We start from the raw sequence: 19250 nt of genomic DNA on the forward strand, positions 1-19250 counted from the left end.
TAACTCTATGTAGAGTATTCGCGAAATTATTGAGCTATCCTGCCCGTTCGTTTAATCCCCTCGACGGTCTAATACTTTATTTTCTCAGTCTAAAATATTATTTTCTCCTTACACTTCCATTTACAAAAAAAAATAGCCACCCTGGGATTTCAGGACGGCGCTTGATATCTGTGTTGCTTTTCCACTTATTCAAATGGTGATGAAAATCCGTGAAACTAATTTAATTAACTGAACTTTCGCAGACCAGCTTGTTTTCTTTGATAAACGCGCAAAGCTGCTCTTTTATCCAGACTCTAATTCAGTCAAATCCAGCAATGCATGTTGCCTCAGCTACATCGAAGCTTGTTTGCCAATTAAGTGCTGCGAAGCTCCTTTCAACTATGTATTCTTCTGCTTTACAACTTGCATACCGCCGATGATAAGCATGATAATCCCAATTACTGCTAGAATAATCCGAACTAAGAATGGACTCAATGAAAACACAGTTTCACCTTGCCAGTACAATCCGAACAACCTTTCATTCAGCCCCACAATCGCCAATAATGGTTTAAAAAACAAACTCAGCGCTAATAATGCTATCCCCCAAATAATATTGCTATTCATTGATTCAAAACCTCTTTTCCAATTAAGATAAATGAAGATTATTTCACAATAATACTTACTCTTACATCAACTCTCCCCGTTTACGCACAATTCTGACAGCATCAGCACTTTTTTGATCTACCACAATTGTTTCTATGTTCATTCACGTCCTTACCTTTTCATTCCTTACGATAAAGGAAACAAATATAAGTAGAGCTGCAAAGCTAAACAAATATATCAGTTGCTGTGAAGAAGCAGCAATACCTTTCCCGGCTATAACATCTCTACCTGCTTGCAAAAACCATGTCGTCGGAAAAAAATTTCCGATCTGCTGCGCAAATTTAGGCATAATCTCCCGCGGCCAAAAACAACCCCCAAGCATTAGCATAGGAAAGTAAATTAAAGTCGAGAGCGAACCAGCCATTAGGCGGGTGTTCGAGAATCTGCTGATTGCTACACCTAGAGCGACACAAACAAGGGAGAAAGCCAAGCACACGAGCAACACTTCTTGTTTCTGCCCAGAGGTCTGCCCAAATGGAAAATCTACTATGCTAGATATAATGCTCAGTAACAATACTGATTGAATAGCAGCGATCACAAAACATGCCAGCATGTTTTGTATGAGATAACTAAATCTTGAAATGGGCGTAACTGCAATACGATCATACACACCTGATAATTTATCTTGCAAGATTAAACTGGTGGAGAATGTCATGAGAAATATCATACCACAAGCAATAAATCCTAATGATTTTACCGCATTGCTGACGTCTCGTTCTGAACCCGCATACTTAAGCGTACTTTCATATGTAACCTTAAACGCGCTGTTCTTGTAATGATCCATGCCTTGGTAAAAAATCTTCTCATCACCTCCAGACGCTCTTGCAATTTGTTTTGCAGAAGCTACATAGCTTGACACATACACTTTTACAGGCCCAAAGATGTCAGTACCTGCTAAATCATAGTTTAATACAGAGACGTCCTCACCATTCAACAAGCTTTCGGTGAAGCCCTGCTGAAAAAGCAATCCACCGTCTAGTTCTGAATTAATAACCATGCTTTTGACATCATCATTGCTCGTAAGACTGATAATTTCGTACTGCCCCTTCAATTGTTCTATAAAATCTTGAGTGAACAAGGTATTGTCTTCATCTATTATCCCAATTTTATATTGAACTTCCTGGGATGTTACCACAATCAAAAAAACAATCAGTAAAATCGGTATAACAAAAATAAACAACAAACTCCAACCCTTCTGAATAACACGTCTAATACAATTAAGAAATATTGTCATTCTACCGTCCTCCTCGAAGCAACCAGGCTTACAAGCACAAATCCGACACAAATCAAAATCATTACGCCTATATTAATAAGTGCCTGTTCCACTTGATTCCCATATATGACATTGAAAAGAGCAGTCTTAGCGTAATAGCTTGGTGATAGATAGGCAAGTGATCCAAAGTCCACGATTACAAAACCGCCAACGATGAAAGTCCCCCCCAGCGTAATGAAATTGGATAATGATTGTGCTTTTTGAATGCTACGTGTAATAATAACCAGCATCATCCCAAGTAGTGTAACGAGTATGGATAATATAAACAAAGTAAGAAGTACAACTATAATATGATTTCCCCAATCCACACCATATACGTACTTTGTAAGCAAGAGTAAGATGACCGCTTGGAAAAATGTCACCAATGACAAACCAAGTCCTTTGCCAATATATTGTACATACGGTTTCACAGCAGACAAGCGCATTCGATTACCTAAAGTGCCCAAATAGTCTTCTGACGCCATAAAAATACCGTATTCTTGCCCGTATAATAATAGCATCAGTATCATCGCTATGCTGTAATACCCCATCGCTGTCGTCGCTTGCAAATTTGAACTTGATAAGGATTGTTCATTGACATTCTCTTCATTATTCTTCTGCGGCTCGGAACCCATCGCATCGACTTCTGTTTGTCCTGATATGTTGTAAATAACGCTAGACGTATTCATCAAATTGGTTAGACTACTTACAATGTTCTTAACAACCAGCGTAGGTACACCGTAATCTGTTGATAAGTAGACATGGACGACATGGGGGAGATCTCTATCGTCAGAGAAATTATCAGGAATATAAATAATGGCATCTGCTTTATCCTTATTAATAAGAACTTTGCCATCATCTAATGACGTAACCGGCTTTAGTTCCGCAAGCTGAGTAACATCATTTGAATGTAAAACAGCATCAAAAATAGCGCCATACCTGCCTGAATCAAGGTTTGCATAAGCTATTGTGACCTTCCCCAATGACTTTTGTATATCATATGTACTACCGAATACCGAACCCAAAATGAGAATAATGATAGTATAAGTAAGCAAATTAATCAAAATTGCTTTTGGATTCATGATCATCCGTTTAACCGTATAGAACATCTGGAACAAAATATTCATTGCATATCCTCTTTTCAGATTTAATCACGCAACTTTTTACCTGTTAATTGGAGGAAAACAGTTTCCAAATCCGGTTTTTCTACTGCCATATATTTTATATTAAAGTGTTGCTTGATTAATTGTTCCAATATAAGAGGAATACAACTGTCATCTTTGTCTAGTTTAATTTCTAATATCTCTTTGTTAACACTAAAGGACAAAACTCCATCAAAGGACTCGATTACTTTGACAGATTCCGCTGTATTAGCAGTGAATTCCAATCTTAGGCACTGTTCGTGGATATGGTCTGCAATTAATTCGTCAATTGACCCAAGTGCAATTAACTGACCAAAATCCATGATAGCAACACGGTCACAGATTGCTTCAATTTCTTCCATATAGTGAGTCGTATAAATGACCGTCGTGCCTTCTTTGTTCATTAATCGGATAGATTCCAAGATATGATTGCGTGTTTGCGGATCAACCCCAACCGTCGGTTCGTCCATAAATAGAACACGCGGTTTATGCACAATCGCACAAGCAATATTGAGCCTTCGCTTCATGCCGCCTGAAAAGGTACTCACATTCGATTTCCTTCTGTCCCACAGACCAGTAAACTCCAGTGCCTGCTTAACCATTTGTGCTAACTCATTTCTTCGCAGACCATACAATCTGCCCCAATAAGTGACATTATCTATCGCATTTAACGTTTCAAATACAGCAATTTCCTGAGGAACGTAACCAATTTCACGTTTGATTTCTGTTGCATGTGTTGAAAAGTCTTTGCCGAGTATCTTCACTGAGCCACTGTTAAAACGTAAAAGTCCTAATATCGTATTCATCAACGTAGACTTCCCAGCCCCATTAGGTCCTAGCAACCCAAATATCTCACCTTCACGTATGCTCAGATTAATCCCTTTCAACACATCGAGATTATTGTATTTTTTGACCACGTCTGAAACTTCGATTATCGTACGCACATCCTCCATAAAACAAGTAAATGAATCAATTTCATAAATCCCAGTCCTTGATATAACAAGGTTCTTCAGGCATAAAAAGGGAGTACTGAACTCATCATAAAAAACTGCGAAAAGGGTGTATATAGAAAAACGATAAGCTGTATCCACGAACCAATAAGATGCAAAAAAGCAGTAAGCATAGAGCTTACCGCCTTCTTTTAAAGAGCCTTAAATGCTGCTTTATGATTGTATAGACTACTCGTAAGTTCCTTTCTTAACTGCCTTTAGTCTTTCGTTGATCCTGCCTGCTTCCTTTTTATCATTCTCATAGGACAATAGACGAACTATGGCATAAACCACTGCAATTTCGATTGCAAGAGTGAGTGCGCCGGATACACTACTTACAGCACCAATTAAGCTGCCAAGAGAAATCAAAAGGATCTCTAAGGTGAAGAAATGGACGACAATTCGGACACGCATTCTCTTCTCACTTATCCCATGAGGAGCATACAAAATAATTCCCGTTAATGCACTCAAAAATGAAAAGGCCATAAGGATATATATCGACTTCAAATCAAAGGCTATATCGGGAGCAAAAATTTGCCGTAAAATTGTAATTATAATGACTACGGATGCGAAGATCATCAAGAACTCCCTAATGGTCTCTTTTACAAATTCAGAAAACCTCATGTCGATCTCCCCTTATAATCCAAGTCTGTTTTTGAGCACGGGTACATACTGTCTTGAGATAACTACACGTTCCCCATTATCAAGCAATGCTACGAACCGGCCGCTTATGGACGGATGAATACTTGCAATCCTGGCAATATTCAAAATCGTAGATTTGGATGCACGAAAACAGTTCTTTTCACTGCATAATTCCTCTAGCTCATACAGCTTTTGTTTGACTTCATACACCTTGTTCTTGCTGTACACAAACACCTTTCCGTCAACAGCCTCGAAATAATAGATATCACTGAGATTAATACGGCTCACACTGTCATCCTGATATCCCAGTATAACGAGAGCTTCTGTTGTCAGCTTATTTACAATCTCGTTTATTTCGTCATCCACTTCATGACACCTGATGCGGATCTCCTCTTCTTGATCTCTGCTGATTTCTTCGATGGAAATTTTAATAGGATCACCCTCGGGATTTCAAATTATTATCTCGAACATAGCGATGAAGATTTAGCCGAATTTTTATATGCCGCCATTATACATCATATCGATTAATGGAAGGAGTAATTATGAAACCACTCCCGATCGGGCAAAGGAACAGGGCTCGGATTAGCAATTGCCAAAAGCCAAATGGTCAAAATGAACGGAGAGCTGACCGCAGAATTACTCGAGAATCAAAATTGTCATGAAATGCGTATGGAAGTTGGATCACTAACCGGTAACTTGCCGGTACAGAATTTCACATCATTCCTTACTCCCTTCTTTGTGTTCTTCCAGATAAAGCATCATACCTATGTTATCAATCAGGCCAAGGAGCAGAACCGAATTGCGATAGAAAGCTTCTCCGCTTATTGCTCAACCCTCTGTCACATCCGAAGCGTCATTCATTTGAATAATTGATGGTCACTCCATAGGGCGGAGCTTTCGTCTGAAGTTCAATTCCTGTTGTTCGGTGAAAATAAAGTATTAGACTGCCGCTGATATTATTAAACTAATGTTTTGAGGGAGCGTAATGGACTGCCGTTCATTCTGCGGCAGCCTCGTGGTGTAGTTTATTGTGCTATCGTCTCCGTTATCGTAGTATGAACAAATTATTCCGATTCCATCACTCTCTCAGCGCCATAATAGTTTCGAATGAGAGTATCTTGATTCACTCTACCGTTTTGGATGATGAATTCCTTGATTCCCTTTCCCGTCATCTTATAGGTCTCCTGCTGTTCAAAACCATTTGCAAAATGCTTCTCCTGTAGGCTCTAGCATACGATGAAGCGCGGTAGACAGCCACGGCGGTGGCTGGAGAAATGGCGCGGAGCTCTACTTCTGGTTCTCCTCGATTCGTCTGCGCTTAAGCGGCATTACGTTCCGAAAATCGCGAAAATAATTATTCTTTTGACCCGAAAATTGTCGGCAAAACCTTTGGAAAATATAGTATAATATTACCATAAAAAGAACATGTGATCTCTTCGAAATTTGCGAAGGATCATTTTTTACGGCTAGTAACAGAACATTTGTTCTCATATAGGTTGTTTTATTGTATATATTTAACACTTTAACAGTGAGGGATTATTTAATCTAAGGAGTGATATGAATGAGTCTTTCTGACATCCAAAAAAAGAAATTCTGTCATTACAAAGCCATTAATAAATCACTATTCTCTGATCAAGTTATTACTGGATTTTTCCAAATCGAGGACAATATTCTCCTATTACTTGAATCAATTGAAGGGGATCATGATGCTCGAAAGTTGCTAGATGATAATTTCCGAAGACATTTTTTTAGAATCCGGCTTGTTAAATATCTTTCCAACACCATTAAGTATTGTTCAATTGATCATATGAGAATTAACCGGAAATACGAGCAGCGCAATCAAGTCATCTTCGATCAACCACTTTCAGAAGAAGCCGAAGGATCAAATTTGGGTGAATTAATCCAATATAAATTCGCAGAAATGCCTAAAGAAGAATCCTTTACCAACCCATCACATTTTCAAGAAACTATCTCGAATGAGAACCTCGCTAAAGCCTTCTCGTCGTTAACAGATAAACAAAAATATGTGACTACATTGGTTTACGCAATGAATTACCAAGACAACGAGGTATCTAAAATTTGCGGGGTTTCACCACAAGCGATCCGTAAAATTCGAGTCTCTGCACTAGATAAACTTCGTAAAGCAATGCAAAGAAGGGGGTGATTATATGGGGGAGGGGCAGCAACCATTAACATACTTACTTACGGCAATTAGTCAGGTTGGTTTTCCAATTGTAATTACTGGGTATCTTCTTACGCGATTTGAAAAGAAACTCGATAAACTAACCGAAAGCATTTCTCAATTAATCGATGCTATTATCCACAAACAAAAATAACAAAGTGAGGGAAATTATGAGGGATGACCTTTTTGATTTAGTTCAACTCGCACAAAAGGGAGACCATAAAGCATTAGAAGCAATTATTCAATCCTTTTTTCCTGCTATTCGGAGCCAACGCATGAATGTTGCCGCCGATCGTCAAGATGACCTAGAGCAAGTTATCGTTGAAACCATGATTAAAAAAATTCTTTCGTACGATCTGACAAATAGTCCGGATTTTACATCTTTTTTGTCGAGATACTGCTGCAAACAAGGGTTAGCATGATTAATCTAAATCGTATGAAGTGAACACGTCCTAACAATGGGATGTGTTTTTTTGTTAAATAACTTTCCGGCTAGACTCTGAAACTTCATATTAAAAAACAAATAAATAGGTTGTTTTTCCGCTCTTAGATCACACTTTACTATATATAACCCAGTAAAATAGAAATCGAGTGGCATTGGGGAACCACTCGAAGCCCCAACTGAGTTATAAAAAATATCAATAAAAAACAAAATGAGAGGAAGTAGTTAACTATGTCAGCTTATAATGAATATTCAAAGCTTGTAAGAATCAAAAACGGTCATCTTAATGACAAAGGGTTCAAAGCAACATTAACATTACCGGCCAATAAAACTTTACCAAGACAATGGGATTATATTAATTTCTATGTTGGCATTAATGGTTATGAATGCGGCATATCATGTAGAAACCAAACTGCTTGGAAAGAGAATGGTGTTTTAAAGTGGCGTGTTTTTATGAATGGGGATGGCGCCACAACCTATGGCAACTTATACGCTGACGGTGCTACTGTCACAATCTCAATTGAAAAAAACGCAGATGGCTTGGCCGAATTCAAGGTAAATGGTTCTACTTTAAAAGTTTTCAGTAAAAAGCTCGATCCTATTACGAACGCTGCACGGCTAGTCTTTGCTTCTAGTCAAGATACAGGGTATACTCCACCACTAGATCCATGGAGTGTTCTACATGATCAAGTGAGAGCTTATGAAATGAAATATAAAGATAGTAATGGTAATTGGGTTGCCTTTACAACAGGTAGTAATGTATCGACAGAAGAATGGCCATTAGGGGTAGCAACCCCTGACGGAAAAAAGTACATTGTGGATAAGACATGGATTGGTAATGCTGACGTATATGCATCTGTAAAAAATCTATAAATAAAAAATCTATATTGGTTCCCCAAAGTTCTTTTGGGGGACCAACTTCTTTTGCAGTGGGGTAGCAACCCCTGACGGAAAAGTGTACAATATGGATATAACATATATTTGTAAATTTTACATATATGTATCTTTAAAAATTCATTATTGAGAGGTGTAGTAATGAAATTGAAAATTATCATCACATTATTTACTTTTACATTATTCCTGGCTTTTGGTTCTGCGGCACACGCGGAAAATCTTCATGACTATTATGAAGATGTAACAGAATCCGACTTGAAAAATAGTATGATTCTTTCTCCTGAAAGCTCCATGGCATTTATTAATGGGCAGAAAGTATCAGCCGTTAAGCCGATTGTGAAAGATGGACGTACACTAGTACCCCTTCGTTTTATTTCTGAAGGATTTGGTGCCAAGGTAGATTTTAATACAAAAGAACAGTCCATTACCATGAAGTACGCTACGAATACCGTTTTCTTGAAAATAGGAAATAAAAATATTACTATAAACGGTAAATCAAGCGTAATGGACGTGGCTGCAAGCATTTATAACAATACAACGTATATTCCTTTAAGATATATGGGTGAGGCATTTAATAAAAGAGTCTTGTATTTAAAAAATGCACAGATTCAACCCTATGGCTTGATTATAATTAGGGATGTTAACGCCACAGCAATCGAAAACCTTAATCTTATCCCTGTTTTAAAATTACTGTACCAAGGAAAGTCCATTGTCTATAGTGATCGTTTTATGGCAGTCATTAAAGAAAACGGTCAATTATTATTTAGCAATACTTTTAATCAATTCGAGCCTTTTGTTTATCAAGATTTGATCGAGGATAAAAACTTAGTTCGACTGGGGAATATATGGTTTAATACAGATATGGGCAATTTTTATTTGAATTATGCCTGGGACACAACGCAGGAGTTTATTTTATACCGTGTGGAAGGAGAAGAGATTACAAGGGTAGCGATTGAAAAAGCACCGATAGAGGCGGTAAAAACATATTTAAACGATGTCTATTATTTGATTAGATATGGGCGTGGTATTCCCAATCCTCAAGAAACAAGCAATTTAAAATCTGCAACATTTAACAATGGACAATGGTCTACTGATTATTTAGGTATGCCTGGATTTTATTATGGTTTTGACACATTAGCTAAGGTCTATAATTGGCCAATTACTGATAATGGCATTACTACATTTGGCTATCAACGCTTTGGCGGTCTAAGCTCTGATGAAAGAAAAAAAACGATTGGAATTTATAGAATCGAGCTGAATGGGCATCACCATGAGCTTGTAACGCCATAAAGTAATTGGCTAGTTGAAGTTCTTATTGTTTAGAACTTTAACTAGCCATTGTTTTTAAAAAGACGGTTTGTCAAGCTAAGTGCGACACCTCATCCATGAAAGTTTCGTGAGCCGACTTCCAGCCGAGACATTTGCGGGGACGATTATTAATCAGCCCGATGTTCTTCCGTAACATCTGCAAAGTCTGACCCTTGGGGAAGAATTCTCGTAGGAGGCCATTCCCGTTTTCGTTGAGCCCCGTTGCCATCTACGCAGCCTTCACCATTCCATTTGACCCGTTTCCATGCTTCCCAAAGTATACGCCCGCGGTGCACTTTGTCGTACAGCGCGTGAAACCGCCGCCTTGGATTCCCGTTGGACGCGAGGTATAGTGCGTTTTGGAGTTGTCGAGCTTTTACTTTGGCGTAGTTAGCAGATTTAACTGCATTCACTGACTTTCACCTCCTCTGGCACATGGACAAAGTAGGGTATTGGCTTTCGCCGCCCTTCCCTCCATGGGGTTTTGTTGTCCTCACTTCTCGGTAATATGTCCCCCCTCCGACTCCCTTCCTGCAGCTCACCACTTCACTTTTCGGGCTTATGGGTTTGCTCTTTACGACGTTCGTCGTGCAGGGGCTCCCTAGTTCCAGACACAACTTTCTCAACATGTCGTTCCCCTTACATCGGAGAGTTCTTCCGCGCTGTCTTCCAAGGGCTTCACGCGTTCCGTGGTCTTCACCCATAACTCCGGGGCTCGACTCTCTCTTGTCCCTGTTCGGGTTCTTTTTGACGTGCGGCAGGATTCACTTGATGTTACGGCCTGCTGATTTGTTCGCGCTCCATAGGTGCTACTTTGTCACGGGGCTTCAACCTTAGGATCTCTCCACCAGTTGCCCGCCAGCTATGAGGCGACTTGACTCCCCGACCGGACTTTCACCGGCTAGTTGTGCCTAGTTTGGCTAGGCGCGCGAGTAAGAAAAAACGCTAAGCCGGTCACATCCGAAGGCTTAGCGTATATTTTTTAACGTTATCTAAACGAGCGTGTTAAAGAACCTTGAAGTATAAGACTCTGCACATTGTTTACATGTATTCAATGTAATCTTTTGAGGGAGCATCACAAAAAAGCAGGCCAATACTGAAACAATACAGTTCTTGGTCTGCTTTTTTCTGTCATTCAACTATCGGTACCCGTTAGAATTCCGAAATCCCTCTGGCAGACCGAGGGACGATAACCCCAATGCTTGAATATGGTGTTATCTGATGGATACGCCATCTAGGAAACACTAACATTTCTTTTGATCATTCTTTTTCAACAATTTAAATATAGGTTCAGCAATGATATTGACCATTTCGCTATCCATACCCGGCCGCACGTCTGGCCGCTTTGCATCGTGCAACCAATCAATATTTTTTATGAAATTAATGGGTCTTCCTACATCAAACACCACTTTCCATTGAATACCGATTTCTTGGTAATACCGTCTTTCAATTTCAAATAATTCAAGCGTCCTTTTAGTCAAATTATTTGTTGGTTTAAAAGTTCTGGCTTCTTCCATTGTTCCATTCTCACCCTTTGGAACGGTTAACATAAAATCAGAAGTCTGAACTACATCTTGTCCCTTTAAATTCGCATGAATTATATTTAATTTTTTCGCTATTCTTTGTGTTTCTTCAATTGGAAGGGGATATTGTTCTCGGATATCTATAACTTTGTCTGCCCAATCTTGTACAAGCAAATATTGATACTCATATTTGGACAATGTATGATGTATTCGATTGGAATGCCACCCTGGAGTACGGGTTAACCATCCCTCTGACGCCACTTTATTATCATTTGCCTGAATAAAAGGAATATAGTCGGCTCCTCTTCCTTGCCCTCTTCCATCCTTAATCCGATTTGCATGAGTCTTATAAACAGGATTTGACACTATCTCATCCTCCTCTTAAAACATAGAAGACGCATAACTAATTAGTTATGCGTCTCTGGCTGCAGTATATGTACCCCATTAACCTCAGCTGACTCTTCTCAAACAAAACTGTCTCCACTTTTTATTATTGAGCTTTTTCACTCTATATACTGGAATCAGCATTAACATCCTTTGAAAAATAATGGTTTGCGCAACGATTGACGAGATCTTCACGAGTCTTTTCATGAATTTTTAGCAGTTGATTTAAAACAAAAATACGTTGAACATTATCTTCAGTAAACATGATCAACTGCCTTTTATAGTAATCTATCTGTATTTGGTGATTCCGTGAATATCGCTCATTTTTTTCGTATATGCTCAGTAATTGTAGATGCAGCTTATAAACGTCATCATAATTCATTACTAAATACCTCACTAGGTTTCTTATCTCTATTATCTCCACCTCTCCTTAATTCATACGTTTCAAGAAAAACTACCAACTTAAACATTATAATGAACCTAAATAAAGGGCTCCCAATCGGGCCCTTTATTTAGGTTCGCTTTTCAAAACTTATTTTAAACATCTATTTCTAGATTATTTCAAGTAAATACTCACTAAGCTCTATCGGCTTCTTGTTTTTCATGAAAATGCTGATTGAAACAGAATAGTTTTTCCGAGGGTTCCCTCCAATGATAAACAATATAGGTTCTGGACAGTTCATTGACTTATTTTTAGATATTGAGTTCATTTGTTTAGAATCAATCATACTCATTCTACTTGATGCAAACGGATGAAAATGCCACTCCCCCACATAATAGGCCTTGTCTATCTTCCACAAAGTATTAAGCCAATCTTTGAGTCCCTGCACTCCTCTATAAAATCTAGTTCTTGTTTGTTTCGAATCAGCAGGAGCAGCACTACTCTTTATTATAACAGCCCTATTCCTCTCATCATCATAGTAGCCGGCTAGAATACCACCTGTCTCTAATTCTCCACTTAAGGTACATTGCGCTAACATAAATGTTAATACATCATCACTAAATTCAACTTCAAGCTTGCTTTCAATATCTCTATATCTATGAACAAGCATTAAAACACCTCTCGCCGCTTTAGTAAAACGCCAGCTGGCAATCCATTTATATGTTGTTGTTCATACACAGCAAATATGTTGGAGCCAAATGGTTGGATCCACCATGCTTCAATTTCTTTTATCGCTAGTCCAGCCATCATCCAAATGTCATCTGAGCGAGCAGGAAATAAAGGATGGTAACATCCTATACCTTCTCTAGGTAAGATAATGTCTTTATTCTCTTCGCGCTCCAATTCAATCCACGGTCTGAGAAAGTTATAGAAGGACTGGCGTGGAAATGGGTGTTTGTTAGACAAAAAAACAAACATCCGTTTTGCGCCGAATCCAAGTGACACTGAAACAAACCTTTTCGGAAGTGTCCAGTCAAAAGAATATAAAAAGTCAATAACTGCGTCGCTTCCTGTTGTATCAATAATGACATCTTGACTCTCCAATACCTCTACTTCATCTTCACTCAAATTAGGAAAAGCACTGGTGATGGCTACAGACCAAGTGTGTACATTATTGTAATTAATTCTATACGATAATGCTTCAGCTTTATTCATGGATAAGTGATTAATACCGAGCGTATGCCGAGATAAGTTACCAACTTTTAAAATATCATTATCACAAACAATTATTTTAGAAATACCTGTACGAGAAAGTAGTTCCCCTATGGCTGAACCAAGAGCTCCCGCACCGATTAAAAACACACTATCATGATGCACTTTTTCATTTAACCTTCCGCGGCTAAGCACTGATTCTTTACTCCAGTTTTCTGTACGAACATACTTTAAGCTTTTTTCCGGATGTAGATGGTTTATGCGATCTCGTTGAAAATAAAAGTCATTTGCTCTTCTGAATCCTGTAATCTTATTTACTTTTTTAGTTAATTTCGCAATTTCAATACTTATCCAATGCACAATTACATTTTCTTCTCCAACTGATTGGGGAATTTGAAATCCAATCAATAGGTAATTGTGTCGTTCCTGTTCTCTGAAAACATGCATGTGCCCATATATTTCTCGCCAGATATCAAAATGATGTTTCTTACAAATAGCTTCTAATTCCTTTATTGTTTTGGGATAAGTCCAGGGATGGGAAATGGGCAAGAACGGGAGCAAAACCCATACCCCGTAGTAAAGAATGGGTTCAAAGCTAGTTCCGATTAGTTTCCCCCAGCTATATGTTTGTATCATATTCGATTTCCTATCAAAAAAGTCAGAAACAAATAAAGCGTTCTTATATTCTGGTATCTCTTTAAGAGATACCAAACCGGATCTACTTTTCATTCCATTCCACTGTATAAGATGCTTTTGTTCTTCTGCGAAAGCAATGAACAGTTCTCCATCATAATATGAATGTGGCAATTCGAAATAATCCCCGGAGTTCACCAGAGAATTGTTTGAAGCAGCAAGCAACCATTTTTTTAATCGCTCAACATGCCATGAAATACGTTGATCTGAATCCATCTGTTCCTCAGTATCCGATAATAACTCAAGCTGACCATTATCCCAATCAGTACATATTTTTCCTAGCCGCCAAGGAAAATGCTCTACCAGTTTGTTTTCATTCATGTGCTGATAGGTTTGAGTAATACTATTTACTTTGTCGGGGTATATACCAATAGACCCTCTTGGATAAAGAGGATCTATTAACATATACCAATTCGTAGTATGGGGGATAGAACGTTCATCTATCCCTGATACATTTATACTAAACCGAAGAATCCAATTTTTAAAACTTTCAGACCAATAAAGGTCTTGAAGTTGCTGATGTCCTGCAACAATTTCTAATTGGGTGCACCCAATTATTATGCTTTCAGGTATTAAAGGATTATCCAAACCGTCCACCTACAATATCTGAGCCAGTTGGGTTTTCTCTTTTTGAAAAGACTCCAGAACTACTCTGATTAGTAGTTGTAGCCTCAGATGTCCGAAATTTCGAACCGAAGAGTTTGTTCCATTCTTCTGCACTTTCTTTAACAGTGGTGGCATCTGAAGCTTTTCTAGCAATTTCTGCTGCTTTTTTAACCAACTCATAAAACTCATCGTATTCTTCATCAGTAACTCTGCCCATTACATCATGTTCCGGTACACCGTGGTCTGCCATAAACGGCTTTGTTGAATAGTTATTCACTATGGCCTCCAGAACCTCAGTTACACCTTGGCCAACGCTTTGTATTCCATCTGGACAACATAAACCAATGAGATGCTCTAATGGATATCCCTTTGGATGTTTTGGCACGTTGTTTATTCTTCTCCACCACTTTAGTGCCTTCACTACGTTGACGTAATGCCGGTTACATGATTTATTTTTTTCTTGTGTCCATTTAATTTGTGCCAGAGGATCTGTTTGTTTCCATTCCTCGGCTTCCCTATCCGGAATCCAAAGAGGAACTGTTTTCCACTCTGGCTCATTAGCATTGGAATACGTCTTAAAAATAGAGCTTGCTTCAAATGTTTCATTCAGAACTTTCCATGATCCCTTTAATGACCATGTTTCAATATCTTCCAGTGGGCGCATGTCGGTAACACTTGTTGATTCCAGAATACCTTCCTCACTCTCTGAGGGAGCAGCTGTTATGACTACATCTAAGTCAACATAACTCAGAGAAATTCCTATGGAACGACCCTGGATCTGATACTTTCCTGCATAATGTTTCTCCATAAATGGTTCGAAAACCTTGATAGCATCTTCTGGATTGCTGTATTCCTCCATACTTAACTTTGTCACCACAATGACATCCACATCCGAACGACTATCCCCTTTTGGGCAAACAGCTGTAGATCTTCGGTAACTTCCTTGCAGGAACGTACTTACAATAATCTTAGACATATCTTCGTCTTCATTTAATCTTTTTCTTAACGTAGTATGTCCTTTGATTAGATCATCGACTTGATTATCCGTTAAACGAATTTCTTTAAGGAATCTGGCAAAGTAAGTAGGAATATTCACAATAATACCTCCGAATTTTTAGAGTGGTAGTATGAGCGAAGGTGAATATGATCCATCGCCAGAGAAATCATGTTCGTATAAAATGATCTCTGGGATATTGGCTGCTTGTTGAGCAAGAAAAAAAACAAAACCACCAGGAGCAGCAAAGAAGAAATGAACCTTGCCTTTTCTCTGTCTCGGATTGCGCCTATCTAAAATCCGGATGACCTGTTCTGCTAATAACCAGGCATGTGTACCATCCTGTATTGCCTTAGTGCCCTCTAAAGGCAAACAAAAATGATAAAACGATTTTATTGATAATCCGCTATCCTCAATGTACCACTCAACGTGAGATTTAACATTCCGAGTTATACTGATAGCAACAACTGTATCCCCTTCAGCTACAGGGTTATCTATGCTTTCTTCATTGAACATTGGATAATCTGGAGTTGTTTCATAATGTACACCCGGAATCCATGCAATTAATCCATCTCCACGCTGAACAGGAAAGGCTTTAACGCCTGATTTTGGATTAAGGATTAAACCTACAGCAAATGTTATAGAAAGATGAGTATTGAACTGAATGAGATATGCATTACCTGGAGAAAAGATTTTCTGGGTAAACTCTACTAATCTAGCGTAAATATCTCCATTCCAACTTTTTTCTGATTTAAGTAATCGTCCGTCAAAGTGGTCACTAAGACACAACAGATGATTTGTTTCTTCCTCTAAATTTTCCGTATATGGAAGAAAACTTCGAATTCCTACAGGAATATCATCTTTGTACAACAATGGTTGGCCTGTATACAACCGTTCTGCGCGACAGAGCTTTATAAGGGAATCTTTATTAAAGCGCTTACTCCCTTTACTTGCACAGTTTACTATCAAATCATTATAAGGATTTACAAGGACTCTGAAATCAAGGGGTTTAAGTCCTGCAAGCATTAATTTAGAATTGAGTTGTTCCTTGATTAACAAGGAAATCCCCGGTTTACTATGTTGAATGCGAATGCTGCTTAAAACGGCATATAGTTCCGCCTCATTATCTAACTTTAGATGTTGCATCATTGATTTTCGAGCTAAGGCCATTTTAGTCCTTTGCCTTCCATCAAATAAGGCATTCAATTGTAATTTGTTATGATGATTGTCCAATAAAACTTCTAATGGATCGCCTTTTTTAATGTTCCATGGTGTAATTAAATGAAAGCGGGCTTTAGTATATCCTTGTTTCAGAGCATCGTGTACGCGATTTAAGAAGGAGTGTGTAGAGGCATTAATAAATGAAGGATCAATGAGGTCTAATAATTCTATCTGTTGCGAATTCTTTACATGAAATTTCACCTGATAAAAGTCCATAGTAACTTCATCGTCGACGCTGTAATCCCCCCTTATAGGTTCAATATATTCAACTACAACATCATCAAGAGATTTAATTCGATCATCTTCGTATGATACTTCCTTAATATTGGTATCATTATGGAGCAACTCAGAAGCAAATAACCAAAAATACAGATTCTGATACGTCAAACCAGCATTAATTGCATCAATTGCTTTCCCCATACATCACAGTCCTATAAGCAAATTAAAGAACTTATGTTCCCTTAATTATTATCTCACAATAACATTTCATATTCAACTACCCAATTACTTTTCCTAGTTGCGCAGCAAAGGAAAAAGTGTATGTACATAGTCAAAGGAGTGCTGTAAAAAGGTCTGCTGCGACTTCCTTGCTGATTTTTAATACCCTGTCCGCTAAGTTTAAGTATTCCAGTAAAGATTTGACCGTAGCTTCTTAAATACGAATTTAGATCCTGGATGTGGTATTCTCCAAGTTATTGCCGGGTACAGGATACTGAACATGTTCTGGATCTCGAGTACCGGAACTGATTCAACAGCTTCTTCGCCTCCCGACAGGTAGGAGCAAGGCTAGACTATGTTAGCGTACAAGGGGTATCACTACAAAAAAACAAGCATTCATATTGATGTAAATAATTGTTTTCTTTGCATCGAATTACCCTCAAAGGATTGACTCTCACTCAGTGAGCTTTTCCCGTAATCGGGATCTGTAACGGGCGACCAATGGTAATAATATCAGCCAAGCGATCTCAAGAATACGGTCCGCTAAACTACGAGTGAATGTTTCCTACAAGTATAACAGGTACTTGTACATGCTGATAAATGACTGCTATGTGTGAGGTACTTGATAAGTGCCATATATATCTTTTAGTCTCAAAGGGGTTATCCCATCAATAATGCATGGATAGCATTTTAATCGGTTCCCCCCCATAAGAATGTGCGCTAACTCTTCCGGATATAACCCTTTCTCCGTATAATCTGTTGTAGATACACCTACCTTACCGGATATTTATTTCCTACCTCTTCACGAATGGCAAAAAGGATCTTCTGGAGACTCTCGAAAGCTTGATCGTGATGGCGACGGTACTGGGAATTTCCATCTTCAGAAAGAACAAGTTGTGTGGCTGATATTGCATATAAAACATGTAAATATCGCTCTTCTATTTTCTCAGGAGTCGGAGATAATACGTAACTCCAGCGTCTTCTCTTAAAGCCTTGTAAGTAAAGTTGTGCTTTCATTAAAAGATACGTAATCATAAAAAACACACTAATACATGAAATAAGATCCCAGTAATACGCTCCATTTTTCACCGGTTTTAAGTAGGACTCGTTTAAAAAGTATGCATAAATAATAAGATTTAAAAAAATCATACCTATGGTTAAATATTCAACTTTTTTCTCAGAGTAATTGATTTCCCTACCTGTCTTTTTTTCTTTTTGTTTTTTTGATATACAGATACAACCAATGATTATTAACGCAATAATATATACAAGTAATAGGATACCTATCACAAAATCTGTATATCTATTTTCTTTGACTTGATTCATAAGGAACGCGAATAACACTCCATACCCAATGAAAAGAGCAATTAGAAGTATAAATGCACAAACCACCTGCAGCATTTTTTGGTATTTGGGAATTAGCAATTTATCAAAGTCATTAGAAGTTATAGTCTTAAATAAAATTTAATGCAATCACGCTACTACTAGCTAGAAGTATCTTTAGAATATTATCCATATGCAGACATCCTCATTCTAGAATACGATCAAAGTGAATCTATAATAGTTGTAGAAAGGTAAAGCTAAATTAAGAATTAATACAAATCATTTCATCTTATAACGATTGTTAGTTGGTTTATAAAATGTTTTATAGTAGATGAATGTCATAGCATAAAACAAAGCCACCATAACGGTTAATACTAATATAACAGCTACTGATTTTTCATTAAAAATATGTAACTTTAATACAATGTCTGTTAGTATTGCTACCCATGCAATAAATACAATACTTGTCGCTAGTTCTGTCATAAACTTGATCGTTGCTAGAAGATCTAAGAATAGAGATCTTACCGGATTAAAATGATGTTTTTTGTATCTAATATGTTCTTTATAGATAATGTCATGAGCATCCCAAAATTCATTTGTTATTTGCACTTCGAAACTTTTCAGGCTCTGGATGAATTTATCTTCGTAAGCACTTTGATCATGCTTGAATGCTTTATACAAAGCATTCAATTCAAAGTATTTATTTAATATTTCAGAAGCTCCAATTAATTGCCCCTTTGAACCACTCAAACCATGTTTATTAAAAAAATTATCAATGAGTACTAATTTTTCTTCTTTGCTAGGCTCCTCGTTGATCTCTTTAAGTAGAAACTTAACTGGAGAATAAACCTCATTATAGCTTTTTGTTATTTCTGAATGAGCTAAATCTCTTTTCTTTTCTCTAATTCTGAATTGATAGCCTATAAATGCTGTGAAAACCGCTACAATAAGGACGGATACCTGAATTCCAAACAATAAAAC

18 protein-coding genes and 1 pseudogene are annotated in these 19250 nt (G+C 37.9%); 5 read left to right on the forward strand and 14 right to left on the reverse strand.

All coding sequences use genetic code 11. The annotated features are described in order from the left end of the window. Nucleotides 1-378 precede the first annotated feature (378 nt). The 6 genes from MHI45_RS14575 to MHI45_RS14600 form a co-directional block, all read right to left on the reverse strand. On the reverse strand, nucleotides 379-603 hold the full coding sequence (locus tag MHI45_RS14575; RefSeq protein WP_076114010.1) for a hypothetical protein: 225 nt from the start codon (nucleotides 601-603) through the stop codon (nucleotides 379-381). A 142-nt stretch (nucleotides 604-745) separates the two neighbouring features. Further along, nucleotides 746-1876 (reverse strand): ABC transporter permease, encoded by a 1131-nt coding sequence (locus MHI45_RS14580; protein WP_076114011.1) that lies wholly within the window; start codon nucleotides 1874-1876, stop codon nucleotides 746-748. Beyond that, nucleotides 1873-3021 (reverse strand): ABC transporter permease, encoded by a 1149-nt coding sequence (locus MHI45_RS14585; RefSeq protein ID WP_076114012.1) that lies wholly within the window; start codon nucleotides 3019-3021, stop codon nucleotides 1873-1875. Before MHI45_RS14585 ends, MHI45_RS14580 begins: the two co-directional genes overlap by 4 nt. Nucleotides 3022-3041: 20 nt before the next feature. Next, a complete protein-coding gene (locus MHI45_RS14590) occupies nucleotides 3042-3989 on the reverse strand; it encodes an ABC transporter ATP-binding protein (RefSeq protein ID WP_076114013.1) in 948 nt (315 codons plus the stop codon). Nucleotides 3990-4214: 225 nt separating this feature from the next. Then, nucleotides 4215-4649 carry a DUF3021 family protein gene (locus MHI45_RS14595; protein WP_076114014.1) on the reverse strand — a complete coding sequence of 145 codons (435 nt, stop codon included), beginning with the start codon at nucleotides 4647-4649 and terminating at the stop codon, nucleotides 4215-4217. A gap of 12 nt (nucleotides 4650-4661) precedes the next feature. Beyond that, nucleotides 4662-5033 carry a LytTR family DNA-binding domain-containing protein gene (locus MHI45_RS14600; protein ID WP_256718263.1) on the reverse strand — a complete coding sequence of 124 codons (372 nt, stop codon included), beginning with the start codon at nucleotides 5031-5033 and terminating at the stop codon, nucleotides 4662-4664. 1195 nt (nucleotides 5034-6228) lie between these two features. Between MHI45_RS14600 and MHI45_RS14610 the strand changes: the two genes are divergently transcribed. From MHI45_RS14610 to MHI45_RS14630, 5 genes are all read left to right on the forward strand, one after another. Next, the gene (locus MHI45_RS14610) at nucleotides 6229-6831 is read left to right on the forward strand and encodes a sigma-70 family RNA polymerase sigma factor (protein ID WP_076114016.1); all 603 of its coding nucleotides are present in this window, start codon (nucleotides 6229-6231) and stop codon (nucleotides 6829-6831) included. 4 nt (nucleotides 6832-6835) lie between these two features. Beyond that, the gene (locus tag MHI45_RS14615; RefSeq protein WP_076114017.1) at nucleotides 6836-7003 is read left to right on the forward strand and encodes a YvrJ family protein; all 168 of its coding nucleotides are present in this window, start codon (nucleotides 6836-6838) and stop codon (nucleotides 7001-7003) included. 16 nt (nucleotides 7004-7019) lie between these two features. After that, complete coding sequence (locus MHI45_RS14620; RefSeq protein ID WP_076114018.1) at nucleotides 7020-7271, forward strand: helix-turn-helix domain-containing protein; 252 nt, start codon at nucleotides 7020-7022, stop codon at nucleotides 7269-7271. 251 nt (nucleotides 7272-7522) lie between these two features. Then, the gene (locus MHI45_RS14625; RefSeq protein ID WP_076114019.1) at nucleotides 7523-8164 is read left to right on the forward strand and encodes a hypothetical protein; all 642 of its coding nucleotides are present in this window, start codon (nucleotides 7523-7525) and stop codon (nucleotides 8162-8164) included. A 162-nt stretch (nucleotides 8165-8326) separates the two neighbouring features. Next, the gene (locus MHI45_RS14630; RefSeq protein ID WP_341119169.1) at nucleotides 8327-9475 is read left to right on the forward strand and encodes a copper amine oxidase N-terminal domain-containing protein; all 1149 of its coding nucleotides are present in this window, start codon (nucleotides 8327-8329) and stop codon (nucleotides 9473-9475) included. A 70-nt stretch (nucleotides 9476-9545) separates the two neighbouring features. Here the strand turns inward: MHI45_RS14630 and MHI45_RS14635 are convergent. The 8 genes and pseudogenes from MHI45_RS14635 to MHI45_RS14670 form a co-directional block, all read right to left on the reverse strand. Further along, nucleotides 9546-9713: pseudogene (locus tag MHI45_RS14635) on the reverse strand (IS30 family transposase); the annotation flags it as partial. A gap of 1024 nt (nucleotides 9714-10737) precedes the next feature. Beyond that, nucleotides 10738-11382 (reverse strand): TnsA endonuclease N-terminal domain-containing protein, encoded by a 645-nt coding sequence (locus MHI45_RS14640; protein ID WP_179091877.1) that lies wholly within the window; start codon nucleotides 11380-11382, stop codon nucleotides 10738-10740. A gap of 569 nt (nucleotides 11383-11951) precedes the next feature. Beyond that, complete coding sequence (locus MHI45_RS14645) at nucleotides 11952-12452, reverse strand: Mov34/MPN/PAD-1 family protein (protein ID WP_076114192.1); 501 nt, start codon at nucleotides 12450-12452, stop codon at nucleotides 11952-11954. Continuing rightward, nucleotides 12452-14275 carry a ThiF family adenylyltransferase gene (locus tag MHI45_RS14650; RefSeq protein ID WP_076114191.1) on the reverse strand — a complete coding sequence of 608 codons (1824 nt, stop codon included), beginning with the start codon at nucleotides 14273-14275 and terminating at the stop codon, nucleotides 12452-12454. Before MHI45_RS14650 ends, MHI45_RS14645 begins: the two co-directional genes overlap by 1 nt. Next, entirely contained in the window at nucleotides 14268-15389 is a 1122-nt protein-coding gene (locus MHI45_RS14655; protein WP_076114190.1) for an SMODS domain-containing nucleotidyltransferase, read from the reverse strand. The genes MHI45_RS14650 and MHI45_RS14655 overlap by 8 nt, the downstream gene beginning before the upstream one ends. Nucleotides 15390-15407: 18 nt before the next feature. After that, nucleotides 15408-16928 (reverse strand): SAVED domain-containing protein, encoded by a 1521-nt coding sequence (locus MHI45_RS14660; protein ID WP_076114189.1) that lies wholly within the window; start codon nucleotides 16926-16928, stop codon nucleotides 15408-15410. A gap of 789 nt (nucleotides 16929-17717) precedes the next feature. Continuing rightward, a complete protein-coding gene (locus MHI45_RS14665) occupies nucleotides 17718-18272 on the reverse strand; it encodes a hypothetical protein (protein WP_341119170.1) in 555 nt (184 codons plus the stop codon). A gap of 276 nt (nucleotides 18273-18548) precedes the next feature. Beyond that, complete coding sequence (locus tag MHI45_RS14670; protein WP_076114187.1) at nucleotides 18549-19244, reverse strand: hypothetical protein; 696 nt, start codon at nucleotides 19242-19244, stop codon at nucleotides 18549-18551. Between the last annotated feature and the right edge of the window lie 6 nt (nucleotides 19245-19250).

The organism is Paenibacillus sp. FSL H3-0321 (assembly GCF_038002865.1).
Classification (GTDB): Bacteria; Bacillota; Bacilli; order Paenibacillales; family Paenibacillaceae; genus Paenibacillus_AQ.

Coding starts and splice junctions, on each gene's coding strand:
- MHI45_RS14575 (WP_076114010.1), bottom strand. CDS start 603: ATGAATAGCAATATTATTTGGGGGATAGCATTATTAGCGCTGAGTTTG.
- MHI45_RS14580 (WP_076114011.1), bottom strand. CDS start 1,876: ATGACAATATTTCTTAATTGTATTAGACGTGTTATTCAGAAGGGTTGG.
- MHI45_RS14585 (WP_076114012.1), bottom strand. CDS start 3,021: ATGAATATTTTGTTCCAGATGTTCTATACGGTTAAACGGATGATCATG.
- MHI45_RS14590 (WP_076114013.1), bottom strand. CDS start 3,989: ATGGAGGATGTGCGTACGATAATCGAAGTTTCAGACGTGGTCAAAAAA.
- MHI45_RS14595 (WP_076114014.1), bottom strand. CDS start 4,649: ATGAGGTTTTCTGAATTTGTAAAAGAGACCATTAGGGAGTTCTTGATG.
- MHI45_RS14610 (WP_076114016.1), top strand. CDS start 6,229: ATGAGTCTTTCTGACATCCAAAAAAAGAAATTCTGTCATTACAAAGCC.
- MHI45_RS14615 (WP_076114017.1), top strand. CDS start 6,836: ATGGGGGAGGGGCAGCAACCATTAACATACTTACTTACGGCAATTAGT.
- MHI45_RS14620 (WP_076114018.1), top strand. CDS start 7,020: ATGAGGGATGACCTTTTTGATTTAGTTCAACTCGCACAAAAGGGAGAC.
- MHI45_RS14625 (WP_076114019.1), top strand. CDS start 7,523: ATGTCAGCTTATAATGAATATTCAAAGCTTGTAAGAATCAAAAACGGT.
- MHI45_RS14630 (WP_341119169.1), top strand. CDS start 8,327: ATGAAATTGAAAATTATCATCACATTATTTACTTTTACATTATTCCTG.
- MHI45_RS14645 (WP_076114192.1), bottom strand. CDS start 12,452: ATGCTTGTTCATAGATATAGAGATATTGAAAGCAAGCTTGAAGTTGAA.
- MHI45_RS14660 (WP_076114189.1), bottom strand. CDS start 16,928: ATGGGGAAAGCAATTGATGCAATTAATGCTGGTTTGACGTATCAGAAT.
- MHI45_RS14665 (WP_341119170.1), bottom strand. CDS start 18,272: ATGAATCAAGTCAAAGAAAATAGATATACAGATTTTGTGATAGGTATC.